Origin of the sequence: Mesorhizobium sp. (assembly GCF_004963255.1) — a bacterium.
Taxonomy (GTDB): Bacteria; Pseudomonadota; Alphaproteobacteria; order Rhizobiales; family Rhizobiaceae; genus Mesorhizobium.
Genome location: NZ_SUGA01000014.1, coordinates 12,971 through 25,301 on the forward strand (window position 1 = coordinate 12,971; position 12,331 = coordinate 25,301).

13 protein-coding genes are annotated in these 12,331 nt (G+C 61.9%); 6 read left to right on the forward strand and 7 right to left on the reverse strand.

The window, feature by feature from the left end:
* Complete coding sequence (locus E5X34_RS16435; RefSeq protein WP_292566659.1) at positions 1 to 948, reverse strand: trypsin-like peptidase domain-containing protein; 948 nt, start codon at positions 946 to 948, stop codon at positions 1 to 3.
* A gap of 160 nt (positions 949 to 1,108) precedes the next feature.
* Between E5X34_RS16435 and E5X34_RS16440 the strand changes: the two genes are divergently transcribed.
* The 3 genes from E5X34_RS16440 to E5X34_RS16450 all read left to right on the forward strand — a co-directional run bounded on the left by E5X34_RS16440 (position 1,109) and on the right by E5X34_RS16450 (position 3,767).
* Positions 1,109 to 1,984 carry a S1C family serine protease gene (locus tag E5X34_RS16440; protein ID WP_292566662.1) on the forward strand — a complete coding sequence of 292 codons (876 nt, stop codon included), beginning with the start codon at positions 1,109 to 1,111 and terminating at the stop codon, positions 1,982 to 1,984.
* Between the two features lie 8 nt (positions 1,985 to 1,992).
* Positions 1,993 to 2,637, forward strand: coding sequence for a helix-turn-helix transcriptional regulator (locus E5X34_RS16445; protein WP_292566665.1), 645 nt, complete (start codon positions 1,993 to 1,995; stop codon positions 2,635 to 2,637).
* 263 nt (positions 2,638 to 2,900) lie between these two features.
* A complete protein-coding gene (locus E5X34_RS16450) occupies positions 2,901 to 3,767 on the forward strand; it encodes an NAD(P)-dependent oxidoreductase (protein WP_292566668.1) in 867 nt (288 codons plus the stop codon).
* A gap of 187 nt (positions 3,768 to 3,954) precedes the next feature.
* Here E5X34_RS16450 and E5X34_RS16455 read toward each other — a convergent pair whose 3' ends face one another.
* Together E5X34_RS16455 and E5X34_RS16460 are read right to left on the reverse strand one after the other, a co-directional pair.
* Positions 3,955 to 4,161, reverse strand: coding sequence for a DUF3606 domain-containing protein (locus E5X34_RS16455; protein ID WP_292566670.1), 207 nt, complete (start codon positions 4,159 to 4,161; stop codon positions 3,955 to 3,957).
* 256 nt (positions 4,162 to 4,417) lie between these two features.
* On the reverse strand, positions 4,418 to 5,335 hold the full coding sequence (locus tag E5X34_RS16460; protein WP_292566673.1) for a hypothetical protein: 918 nt from the start codon (positions 5,333 to 5,335) through the stop codon (positions 4,418 to 4,420).
* A gap of 303 nt (positions 5,336 to 5,638) precedes the next feature.
* Here E5X34_RS16460 and E5X34_RS16465 point away from each other — a divergent pair, with 303 nt between their 5' ends.
* Together E5X34_RS16465 and glf are read left to right on the forward strand one after the other, a co-directional pair.
* On the forward strand, positions 5,639 to 6,811 hold the full coding sequence (locus tag E5X34_RS16465; protein WP_292566676.1) for a glycosyltransferase: 1,173 nt from the start codon (positions 5,639 to 5,641) through the stop codon (positions 6,809 to 6,811).
* Position 6,812: 1 nt separating this feature from the next.
* On the forward strand, positions 6,813 to 7,949 hold the full coding sequence (gene glf / locus E5X34_RS16470; RefSeq protein ID WP_292566679.1) for a UDP-galactopyranose mutase: 1,137 nt from the start codon (positions 6,813 to 6,815) through the stop codon (positions 7,947 to 7,949).
* A 37-nt stretch (positions 7,950 to 7,986) separates the two neighbouring features.
* On the opposite strand, the gene E5X34_RS16475 is transcribed toward glf, so the two are convergent.
* Positions 7,987 to 9,111, reverse strand: a complete 1,125-nt coding sequence (locus E5X34_RS16475) for a beta-glucosidase (RefSeq protein WP_292566683.1) — start codon at positions 9,109 to 9,111, stop codon at positions 7,987 to 7,989.
* A 490-nt stretch (positions 9,112 to 9,601) separates the two neighbouring features.
* Positions 9,602 to 9,958, reverse strand: a complete 357-nt coding sequence (locus tag E5X34_RS16480) for a hypothetical protein (RefSeq protein WP_292566687.1) — start codon at positions 9,956 to 9,958, stop codon at positions 9,602 to 9,604.
* A 446-nt stretch (positions 9,959 to 10,404) separates the two neighbouring features.
* Here E5X34_RS16480 and E5X34_RS16485 point away from each other — a divergent pair, with 446 nt between their 5' ends.
* A complete protein-coding gene (locus E5X34_RS16485) occupies positions 10,405 to 11,115 on the forward strand; it encodes an SIMPL domain-containing protein (protein ID WP_127252716.1) in 711 nt (236 codons plus the stop codon).
* A 136-nt stretch (positions 11,116 to 11,251) separates the two neighbouring features.
* Here the strand turns inward: E5X34_RS16485 and E5X34_RS16490 are convergent, their stop codons facing one another.
* Together E5X34_RS16490 and E5X34_RS16495 are read right to left on the reverse strand one after the other, a co-directional pair.
* Positions 11,252 to 11,608 carry a hypothetical protein gene (locus E5X34_RS16490; protein WP_292566690.1) on the reverse strand — a complete coding sequence of 119 codons (357 nt, stop codon included), beginning with the start codon at positions 11,606 to 11,608 and terminating at the stop codon, positions 11,252 to 11,254.
* Between the two features lie 262 nt (positions 11,609 to 11,870).
* Positions 11,871 to 12,317 carry a YcgN family cysteine cluster protein gene (locus E5X34_RS16495; protein ID WP_292566693.1) on the reverse strand — a complete coding sequence of 149 codons (447 nt, stop codon included), beginning with the start codon at positions 12,315 to 12,317 and terminating at the stop codon, positions 11,871 to 11,873.
* Positions 12,318 to 12,331 lie beyond the last annotated feature (14 nt).

The following is a 12,331-nucleotide window of genomic DNA, read 5'->3' on the forward strand; positions in this document are numbered from 1 at the left end:
TTAGCTTGTCCGCGCCACCGGCACCACCACAACTTGGCTGACGCCGGTGCGGCGCACGACGGTGCAGAGCGTCTCGCGGTCGATGCGCTCGGCGTCGAGCATGCGCACGAGGTCGTCGACGCCGGTCACCGGCCGGCCGTCGATCGCCGCGATGATGTCGCCTTCCTTCAGGCCGGCCTTGGCGGCGGGGCCGTTCTTCTCGACGCTGCGCAGGCGCACCGCCGTGTTCGTGGTCACCTGCGACAACAGCGCGGCGCGGCGCGGCAGGTTGGTCGTGTCGGCGGAGACGCCGATGAAGGCGCGGCGCACGCTGCCGAAGCGGATGATTTCCGAGATGACGAAATTGGCGGTGTTGGAGGCGACCGCGAAGGCAATGCCTTGCGCGCCGTGGATCATGGCGGTGTTGACGCCGATCACCTCGCCCGCCGACGACACCAGCGGTCCGCCGGAATTGCCGGGATTGAGCGCGGCGTCGGTCTGGATGACATCGTCGATCAGCCGGCCGGTCGAGGCGCGCATCGAGCGGCCGAGCGCGGAGACGACGCCGGCGGTGACGGTCCATTCGAAGCCGAGCGGATTGCCGATCGCGATCGCGATCTGGCCGCGGCGCAGGCGCTTGGAATCGCCGAGCGGCGCGACATCGGCGAAACTGCCGTCGGCGCGGACCAGCGCGATGTCGGTGTCCGGGTCGCGGCCAAGCACGTGGCCTTCGCGAGAGGCGCCGTCCGGCATGGTGACGCGCACGGCGCGCGCATCGCCAACGACATGGAAGTTGGTGACGACCAGTCCATCCTGCGCGATAACGAAGCCCGAACCGTGACCGCCGGCGCCGATGCGTTCGATGCGGCAGACGGCCGGTCCGATGCGGTCGACGGCGTCGGCAACGGATACCGAGTAAGCGTCGAGCAAAGCGTCATCGGATGGAAGTTTTTCGGCTGCGAAGGCCATCGGTGTGTTCCCTCGTGGAATGATGACTATATGTGCGAAGCGGCCGCAATTGCCGCGACCTGACCAGATGGCCAGTCGGGGCGGTGACTAGCCGTCAGGCGAGTATCCGCGACGGCATTGTGGAGCGATATCTGGGTCACCGAACCCAGGAGACAGTCTTATGAGCGACTTCAATCTCAGTGCCTTTTCCGACGCGATCGCCGATGTCGCCGCCACCGCTGCGCCCGCGCTCGCGAGTTTCGTCACGCACCATCACCGCACCGCGAGCGCCTTCCACTGGCGCGACGGCTACTTCGTTACCGCCGAGGAAGCGGTCGAAGCCGGCGAAGAGATCGAATTGACGCTGGCCTCCGGCGAAACCGCCAAGGCCGAACTCGTCGGCCGCGATCCGTCGACGGGCGTTGCGCTGCTGAAGCCGGCTTCCGGCGCTGCGGGTTTGCCGCAACTCACTCAGGCCGGCACCGTGCGGCCCGGCAATCTGGCGATTGCCGTGGGCAACAGCGATGGCGCAGCACTTACCGTGTTCGGCACGGTCGGCGAGGTCGGGCCAGCCTGGCGCTCGATGCGCGGCGGCACGATCGACCGGCGCATTAACCTCGCTATCAACACCGGCGGACGCTTCGAGGGCGGTCCGGTGCTCGACGCCAAGGGCGGCCTGATCGGCATGCTGTTGTTCGGACCGCGCCGGCGGGCGCTGGTCATGCCTTTCGAGACGATCGAGCGCGCGGTCGCGACGCTGCGCGAGAAGGGCCACGTGGCGCGCGGCTATCTCGGCGCCGGGCTGCATCCGATCCGCAACGGCGACACCAAAGGCGCCATGGTGATGAGCCTCGACGACAACGGCCCTGCCAAGGCCGCCGGCCTGCATGTCGGCGACATCGTCGTTTCCTGGAACGGCGAAGCCGTGCATGGCCCGCGCGAACTGATCCGCAAGCTCGGGCCGGACAGCGCGGGTACCACCGTGACGCTTGGTGTTTCGAGCGGCGGCGCTGAGCGCGACGTCTCGATCACCATCGGCGAGAAGCCACTGAGCTGAGAGGATCGATGGCAAGCAGCGCGGCACAGATGATCGCACGACCGGAACCGTCAGCCCACCGGCTAACGGTGCTGGTGGCGCTCGGCGATGCGCAGCGTGCCGAGCAGCTTGCCGATGCGCTCGCCGCCAGTGACGATCTGCTACCGACGCTGGCCGGAAGCAGCACCGGCCAGTCCGCGGATGTTGCGGTGACAGACGATGCGGCCTTGGAAAGCCGGGCCGTCGGCTCGACGATGCCTGTTGTGCTGCTCTCCCGCCGCAGTGGACACGAGCGGCTTCCCGGCAATGTGGTCGCCGTGCTGCCGCCGTCGGCCGACGGCCTGCTGATCGCTGCCGCGGCGCGGCTCGCAGCTTCCGGTTATCGCATCGACAGGGCAGGGCCATCGGAAGTCGCGCATGGCGATTTCCATGACGGGCTCGCCGAAGAGGACGTGCCGGAGGACAACCCGGCGCGTCCGGCCCTGTCGCCGCGCGAGGCGGAGGTGCTGGCGCTGCTCGCCGAAGGCGCCCCGAACAAGGTGATCGCCCGCCGGCTCAACATTTCGGTCCACACGGCGAAGTTCCATGTAGCCGCCATCCTGATCAAGCTCGGCGCCGCCAACCGGACGGACGCGATCGCGATTGCGATGCGGCAGGGGCTGGTGCTGGTCTAGGGGTCACTTGATATTCAGGTGATGCCGGCCTGCGAACGACGGCTTCCTGCGCTTCCGGTGCTCACGTACTTCAAGTACGCTCCGCTCCGGTTCTCGGAAGCCATCATTCTCGACTCGGCCTGATCTGAATCTCAAGTGACCCCGGCCCGGTGCCAGCAAGGTTTCCTGCGCTACGCAACGTAAACACTCGGGTTGCTTTCCGCTCTTGCGCCACGGCTGTCTGCCGCGCAAGTTGCCTGCCTTATTGCAGAGGGAGGCGAAGGATGTCGCTCAACGGAAAGACGCTGTTCATCTCGGGCGGATCGCGCGGCATCGGGCTGGCGATCGCGCTCAGGGCAGCGAGAGACGGCGCCAATGTGACGATCGCTGCCAAGACCGCCGAGCCGCATCCGAAGCTGCCGGGCACCATCTATACCGCGGCGCAAGAAATCGAGCAGGCCGGCGGCAAAGCGCTGCCGGTGCTTTGCGATATCCGCGACGAAGCGCAGGTCGCCGAGGCGGTGGCGAAAACCGTGGAGCGGTTCGGCGGCATCGACATCTGCGTCAACAATGCCAGCGCCATCCAGCTCACCGGCACGCTGGAGACCGACATGAAGCGCTACGATTTGATGCATCAGATCAACACGCGCGGCACGTTCCTGGTCTCCAAAATGTGCATTCCGCACCTGAAGTTGGCCAAGAACCCTCACATCCTGAATCTGGCGCCGCCGCTCGACATGAAGGCCAAATGGTTCAAGAACCATGTCGCCTACACGATGGCGAAATTTGGCATGTCGATGTGCACGCTTGGCATGAGCGCCGAGTTCGCTGGAGCTGGCATCGCCGTCAACTCGCTGTGGCCGATCTCGACCATCGACACGGCCGCTGTGCGCAACCTTCTGGGCGGCGCGACGGTGGCGGCGATGAGCCGCTCGCCCGACATCATGGCCGACGCCGCACATGCGATCTTCATGCGACCGTCGCGTGAGGCGACCGGCAATTTCTACATCGACGAAGAGGTGCTGCGCGCCGAAGGCGTGACGGATTTTTCGGTATACGCGCCTGGCGCCGCCGATCAGCTCGCAGGCGACTTCTTCGTTCCCGACGAGGTGTTTGCGAACTCGCAGACGAAGGTCAGAAGAATCTACTGAAGGGCGCAGGCGGCCTTAGTCCGCCGCGGCCTTCTTGCCGTCGGGCGGGCCTATGCCAGAGAGCGGAGTTGAGCTCCGACTAGGCACCGGGAATAGCAAGGAGCTGGGTGCCGCGATATCCGAACCGGAATTCGTTAAAAATGTCCCCGGATCCGCTCTGCGTTGGCCTTGGTTGACCTAGATGACGTCACTCGAGCTCGCGCAGCTTCCGAGCTTCCTTGACGAGCACGGCAAGATTGTCTCCATGCTTTTGGATCAGGTCCCGTGCCTGTTGCTCCGTGATGCCGTTCACTGCGGCGAAATAAGCGAGTTGGTCTACATCGCTTGTCGAAATGCGATTTGCATTGCGGACGTCGCTTTCAGCGCTGTCACTTCCGAAATTGAAAATGTTCATACCGGGGCGCATGACGTCCTCGCATCAGCTTGCATTCTTAGCCTGCCAGACGATGGGGCTGCAAAAACAACGACCATGAGCCCGGTTCGCCCTCTGGGGATGGGCCGCGAATTTCTGGTTGTTTGCCGCAAGCACATGGCTAGCAGCTCTCCACTGGAACGCGACCGAACAACGGCGGACAGACATTGTTCCCGACGACAATCTTGTTCGACGGACCAGCTATGCCGAAAAGGCCGGTGAGCTTGCTAAGAGCCGGTCAGGCCACCTTAGAAAGCAGGGACACGTCGAAGCTCGCCAAGCCGTAGCGCCAGCGATGGTTCGTCGCCGCAACGCGACTCTGGTAGAACAGGGTCAGCCGCTCGCCATCGATCATCACCGTCGAGTGGCCATTTTCTCCAGGCCCTCCCGGGTCGAGCACCGGCCCGATTGAGACGTAAGGTCCGGTAAGGGCGCTCGCAACGGCGAAGAACACCCGCTGCCGGCTACCGCGCGGTCCGTGCGGAAGGAAGCAGGTGGCGTTGAGGAGCACGCGGCCGTCTGGAAGTTCCACCAACTGGGCACCTTCAATCCCCCATTCGTAGTCGGGGTCGTCCCGCGTGTTGTGGTGGGGAATGTCATTGTGGTCCAGGATTTTGCCCAAGCGCTTCCAAGGCCCGAACCATGAATCGGACTGGCTCCGCGCCAGATAGATGTCCGGCTGCGGCACGCGGGTGAATTTCGGCATGCCGGAATAAACGAGGTAGCGCTTCCCGCCGATGAGAGCGGGGTGCGGGTCGTAGATGCCGTCTTCATCCGTGTCCGGCACGGACAGAATTGCCGGATTGAGCACAACCCAGTTGAACCCGTCATTTGACACCGCGTGTTCACAGCGGCCGCCGGATTTCATGAACTCGGTTTGGATGAACATGTGGAAGACGCCGTCTTCGTGCACGACGCCAGGCGCCGCAACGCCCGACCCCGCGACAGGGAGCCCAATTGGCGCGTGCTCCGTCCATGGTCCATGCAACTGCGGCGCCGTGGCGTGAAGAATCTTCCAGGTCTCGCTAGTCACGGTGCCGCTCGATCCGAACACATGCCAAAGCCGGCCGTCATAAACCGGGCACGGGTCCTTGAGATCGTCCACCGCTTGCGGGTGAAACAACGGGAACACATTCGTCTCGAAATCGATCTTCATCTGTCTGCCCCAGGGATTGTCAGCCACTAAACGCCGGTGGCGTCGGTCCGACGAATCAATTCAAGCCATTGAATATTTTAGCTGCTCATTCAACGAAAATGCGGCACCCGAGCGGCCGTCCCCAGAAAGCTGCAGCCAGAGATGCCACACGCTCTGGCCGGCACTCCGCCTGCATATCGCTCGCGGGCTGGAACAAGTTAATCGGCGGACAGTTAGACATGCGGCAGGAATAGCTTCCTGCATCTCGCGATTAACAAATGTTATTCGCAGTCTAAACGGCAATGTCACTAGGGAAAAGCTTATATGGACGCGGCGATAAGAATACCAGCAACCATTAAAAACAGAAAAGAGCAAGATTTATTGATATGCTTCTCCCATTTGCGATGGAATTTCGTCTATCAACGTCCGCAGCACATTCTCACGCATGCCTCGAGGGAGCACCAAATCCTCTACTTCGAGGAGCCCGTTTTTGAAGAATGCTCCCACTCGTCCATTCGGTTTTGCGACGCTGCGCCGGGCATTCGGGTAGCGACCCCTCTGCTCCCGATCGGCACCAGCCCCGCCAGAGCCGATGCGATCCAGCGCAGATATCTGGACCGGATCATCGCATCGACACCGCATGCCCAATTGACTGCCTGGTATTATACCCCGATGGCGCTGCGCTTCAGCGCGCATGTCAACTTCGACGTGTGCGTCTATGACTGCATGGACGAGCTTGCGGCGTTCAAGAATGCGCCGGCCCAGCTTGCGTTGCTGGAACGGGCGCTCTTCGAACGCGCCGATGTGGTCTTCACGGGCGGCTTAAGCCTGTTCGAAGCGAAGCGTTGCCAACATCGGGCGATCTATCCCTTCCCCAGTAGCATTGACGTCGACCACTTTCACAAGGCGAGGGCGCCCGGCGGGGAGCCGGCGGATCAGCTCACCATCCCGCATCCTCGCGTTGGCTTCTTCGGTGTCATCGACGAGCGCCTCGATATCGATCTTGTGGCGCAGGCTTCCAGCACGATGCCAGACGTGCACTTCGTGATGCTTGGTCCGGTGGTCAAAATCGATCCGGACATCCTGCCGAGGGCAAATAACCTGCATTGGCTCGGCAGCAAAGCCTACCAGGATCTGCCCAGTTATCTCCGGCATTGGGATGCCGGCTGGATGCCGTTCGCGCTCAACGACGCGACACGCTTCATCAGCCCCACGAAAACTCCCGAGTTCCTCGCCGCCGGCCTGCCCGTGGTCTCAACTGCGATTGTCGATGTGGTGCGAAGCTACGCTGCCGCCGGCCTCGTCGAGATCGCCGAAGCCGACGACATCGAGGCCAAACTGCGCTCCGTTCTCGCGCAACCGCGCGAAATGCGCCTGCCGGCGGTCGATGCTTATCTCGCAAATATGTCATGGCAGCGAACATGGGATGCCATGGCCGCCCATATCAAGAAAGCCGGTACAAGCAAGAAGGTCGTGCCCTTCCGCAGGAGCGCATGACATGTTCGACTGGCTTATCGTCGGGGCAGGCTTTGCCGGCAGTGTTCTCGCGGAGCGGATCGCCTCGCAAAGGGGCGAAAGCGTTCTCCTCATCGACCGTCGCAGCCACATCGGCGGCAACGCGTACGACTGCTACAACGAAGCGGGAATTCTCATTCATCGTTATGGACCGCATATATTCCACACGAACGCCCAGTCGATCGTCGACTATCTGTCGCAGTTCACAAGCTGGCGCCCTTACGAGCACCGTGTACTCGCTTTCGTGGACGGCAAGCTTCTGCCGATTCCGATAAACCTCGACACGATCAACCGTCTTTATGGTCTCGAGCTAAGCCCGGCAGAGCTGGAAGAGTTCTTCGCGTCGCGCCGTGAAACCGTTGGCGAAGTCCGCACCGCCGAGGACGTGGTTGTCAGCACCGTCGGTAGGGAGCTCTATGAGAAATTCTTCCGCGGCTACACCATAAAGCAGTGGGGAGTCGATCCCAGCCAGTTGAGCAAGTCGGTGACGGCCCGCGTCCCAACCAGAACGAACCGTGACGATCGTTATTTCGGCGACAGCTTCCAGCAGATGCCGGCCGGCGGCTATACGCGCATGTTCGAACGAATGTTGCACAATCCCAGGATCAAGATCATGCTGCAGACCGATTATCGAGAGATCCGAGAGCGAATTCCCTTCCGGCGGCTGATCTACACCGGACCGATCGATGAATTCTTTGACTGGAAGCTGGGCCGCCTGCCCTACCGCTCACTGCGCTTCGAGCATGTCACCCTCGACCACGAGCAATTTCAGCCGGTAGCCGTAGTGAACTATCCGCAGACGGAAGCCTATACCCGCATCACCGAGTACAAGCATTTGACTGGCCAGAGGAATGCCCAGACCAGCCTCACCTACGAATACCCGACAGACATTGGCGACCCGTACTATCCCGTGCCACGTTCGGAAAACGAAGCGCTCTATAAACAATATGAAGCGCTTGCCGCGAATTGTCCCAATGTGTGGTTCGTCGGCCGTCTGGCAACGTATCGCTATTACAATATGGATCAGGTCGTAGGGCAGGCATTGGCGACATTCGCACGTATTCAAAAAGCGCTTCCGGCTACACACGGTTTGCAGCCGGCTATCGCGGCACCTGCATAGGACAGTTTGTCTATCCGGCCCAGCAACCCTGCGAGGGTCAGCTATTTCTGAAGAGCCTCTGCTGTCGTGCGAGTTCGTTAGCCATGGATTGGCGGACACGACGCGAGCCGTCGGCGTGGATGACGGAAAAGAGGCCAACTTCGGCGTGGCGGGAATTGTCCCATCCCGGATAGGCCGTTATTGGATAGAGGCAGATTCCTTGGATGGGGGCTCCTTGGCTGATCGCCTCCCGCACTTCATCGCAGACGTAGTGAAGCCATGCGGGACCTGCAGTCCCCTCTGCGCCGGTCTCTGCAATATAGAGGGGCTTGCGGTAGCGGTGGGCGACTTCGACGAGCATTTCCGACAGAGCGCGGTATTCGTGGTGGCCCATTGGGATTGTCGGTCCCTGCAGATACCATTGGTTGTGTGGATAGAAGTTGAGCCCAACCACGTCGATCAGATCCTCGGCTCCCCCCAACTCCGGCTCGATGTGCCCCATCAACATGTCGTAGGCTTCGAATTGTCCTTGGCGGGCATTCTCCGCGCGGCGCATCTCAGGACCGCTGCGATCCCGCGGCGCGATGTGGATGAGCGGTTCCGCCCAAATGAAGCGGCATTCGGGATCAGCTTCACGCATTGCTTCGATACCCTTGACGGCCATCTTCACCAGATGGCGCTTGAACCAACCCTTCCTCTTAGGTCCGGCAGGCGGGAAATAGCCAACTTCGACGGCCCACGCGAAGAACGAAATTTCGTTTATCGGGCAAACCATTGCGGCTTTGCCGGTCATTGCTCGATGCAATCTGACGGCTTCGCCCGCAAAAGAGGCATAGCTCTCGATCATTCGCTCGCTGCCCTGGTCGAGATAATCAGGGGACCCGTAGTGAAAGACATCCCAGATAACTTGAACGCCCGCGGTTCTGGCAGCTTCGAGCATCGAGACCCAGTTCGACCAGTCATAGACGCCCGGGGCGCTCTCGATCAGATGCCACCGCAGCCCATCACGGATGGTCCTCAACCCCAAATCCGCGCAACGACGATAGTCGTCCGCCGCGTGAATGTCATGGCTTGTCGCCCGCACGAGATCCAGACGATGGCCATCTTTCCGACGGTGCGAGGAGCACTCGAACCCAGCCATGAAAAAGCTTTCGAAAACGAAAGGAGGAATTTGGTCCGGCATTAGACCGGTCTCCCATCATCGCTGGCTCCGAATGCACGATCGGCATGTTCGTGATGCTGGCCATGCACCTGGCTCACCGAACGGAGACCAGAACCATCACGCACAAACTTTTTGAGCGCTTCACTCAATTGAGACGCCGCCACATGATGCTGTACAGCCACCTGTAAACGCTAATGCCGGCAGGCCGAGTTGCCTGCTCTGCAATCGCAGCCTGGAGTGTCAGGACAACCAGATCGTCGCCGGCCACTACCGAACCCCCTCGGTAGCGAGCGGCTTGTTTGCGCAAGGGGCCAAGCAAACGAACAACATTCAAGCGGGAAATTTCAAAGGGTGCCATGGCAGTGATCTTACCATCTTAGGGAGGCCGCGTTTACATAGGTTGACCTCGCGCTTCAGGTTGGATGCCAGTCACCCGGCGGCGCCGGGGGTGGTCCTAAGAGGCGGGCCCATTCGCGGCGGTTTATCGATGCGCACAACTGCACCCGGCGGCCTACTGCAAAGCGGGCTGTGAAGGCTGTTTGCCCGGCTGATCGCCGCCCGTGCTGGATCGAGGCGTTGGATCCCTGTCCACCTCCGGATTCCGATCCACCGGGGTGACGTTCATGTTGTCCGCTTTGGACTTTGCCGGATCACTTTCCGCAGGGTTCGGGCTGGAGGATGAGGGTACCTGACTATTCTCCGGTGGCGCTGGCTTCTCCTCGGTCGCGGGCGTCTTTGCCGCCTCACCATAAATCTCGGCAACGCCCCATGCGATCGCCGCCAGCACCAGTGCACAGATCAAAACGGCAAGAACCGGAAGTCCGCGGCCACCCTGGCGCGCTTTCTTCCCTGGGATGTCATTGGCCATCGAACACCATCGTCAAAGCACATGCCCGTGCGAACACCACGGCCAGAGGTGCAACCTTCCTGCTTGGCTAACAAGCGATCCCCAAGGATGTTCCACAATGAACCAATAAGCAGCCGATGGCCGTCGGCCTCATCTCTGGCGAACCGCGTAAGGTAACGCCCGGCCGGAGGGATTCGAACTCCAACCATGCGGTTTTGAGGCCGGCTCTAACGCTTGAGCTAAAGCCCCGCGCGGGCTGGCTTAGTGTTTTTCTGTCTTCGCACAGGGCTTTCGAAAGCGCTGGCGCAAAATGCCAAAATCAGCCCATATTCGCGCCGTAGAGCGGCCTGCGCCTTATGGCGCGAAACAGGTCCGGCCCTTGCGCCGCGCTGCCGGATATCGACGCTTTTGCGGGGTCGAGGCAGATGCGGCGCGGAGCGTCGGATCGCAGACCTCGAGGAGTTTTCATGACCAGACATCTTTTGCCTATCGCGCTCGCTGCCGCGGTCGCATTCCCGGCGCTGGCGAGCGCCGCCGACACGCAGCCCCCACCCCGCATCATCGTGTCCGGCGAAGGCGAAGCGACGGTGGCGCCCGACATGGCGATCCTTTCGCTCAGCGTCATGCGCGAGGCAAAGAGCGCGCGCGAAGCGCTCGACGCCAACAACGACGCCATGGCGGCGGTGATTGCGGCGATGAAATCCGCCGGCATTGCCGAGCGCGACCTGCAGACGGCGGGCATCCAGATCAACCCGCGCTACAACTATACCAACAAGGCCGACGGCAGCCAGGAGGCCGAGCTCGTCGCCTATCAGGTGACCAACACACTGTCGGTGCGGGTGCGCGACGTCGACAAGACCGGCGAGATCCTCGACAAGGCGGTATCGCTCGGCGTCAACCAGGGCGGCGGCATCGCCTTCACCAATGACGATCCGAAGGCGACGATCACCGAGGCGCGCAAGAAGGCTGTCGCCGATGCGATGGCGAAGGCCAAGACGCTCGCCGAAGCGGCCGGCGTCAGCTTGGGCAAGGTGCTCGAGATCACCGACCAGAATATTGCGCCGGCGCCGATGCCGATGGCGGCCAAATCATTCGACGCGGCCCGTTCGGCCGTCCCGGTGCAGGCTGGCGAGAATTCCTACAACGTCCAGGTCACTGTGACCTTCGAGCTGAAGTAACGCCGGGCCGGCGCGCCGCAGGCGCACCACCAACACGCAAAAAGCCCCGGAGGATCGTTTCCTCCGGGGCTTTTTTCGAGCCACGCCTCATCGTGAGCGGCTCTATAGGCGATCCTCGCAGATCGCCCTCTCAACCTCAGCGATAGATGATCGGGCAGCCGCGCTCGTTGGCGAACACCACCACGACGCGGTCGCCATACTGGCGGCCGACCACCTTCACGGTGCGGCGGCTGATGTCGACGATGCGGGCGCGGTGCAGGCCCATACGCTCGGCCTTGTCGAGGGCGCGGTCCGGCGAGCAGCCGCGCCAGTCGCGGTCACGGCGCCAGTCGCGGCGGTAGTAGCCGTCATCGTCGCCCGTATAGACGCCGAAGCGCGGATCCTGGTTGTTGCCGAAACCGAGATAGAGGCTGTCCGCATGCGCCGGAATCGCGGCGAGCGTGCCGAGCCCGACAAACGCCGAAAGGGCAGCCGTCTTGATCGTGTTGAACATCGTCTTCTCTCCTTGTTGCGGGCTTTCGCCCCTAGAACCGATGATTGGAGAATGCCTTTTTGTGTCTGAACTTTCCGCGAACCGCCCATTCATGTCCGGTTCATGTAAGCGCGAACCCGCCAGGGTTCTAAACGCGAACCCGTAGGGTTCGTCGTTCCCGTCAAAAAGTGCCCCGTCTGGCTTCTAGACGCGAACCCGCCAGGGGTTGTCGTTCTCGTCAAAAAGCTCGCGCTCAGGGTTCGGTCGTCACGATGCGAACCGGTCAAGGTTCGTCGTCGAGTATGTAATCAAAATAGTCGTCCGGCTCGGCCAGATCGGTTTCCTTGGCCTTCACCCGGCCCTGGATCGAAATGCCGGCTTCATGCACGGTCGCAGCACTTCCCGAAACGAGCCTGTGCCACCAATAGAGATCATGGCCCTCGGCGATCAGCCGGTAGGCGCAGGTCTTGGGCAGCCAGGTGATGGTGCGCACGTTCTGCGGCGTCAGCCCGACGCAGTCGGGCACCCTTGCCAGCCGGTTTGCATAGTCGGAGCAACGGCAGCCTTCGGCGTCGAACAGCCGGCAGCCAACGCTTGTCCAGAAGATCTCGCCCGTATCCTCGTCCTCGAGCTTCGACAGGCAGCATTTGCCGCAGCCGTCGCATAGCGATTCCCACTCGGCCGGGGTCATCGCCTCAAGCGTCTTGGTTTTCCAGAATGGCGCGGTCATGGGGGTGGATTTGG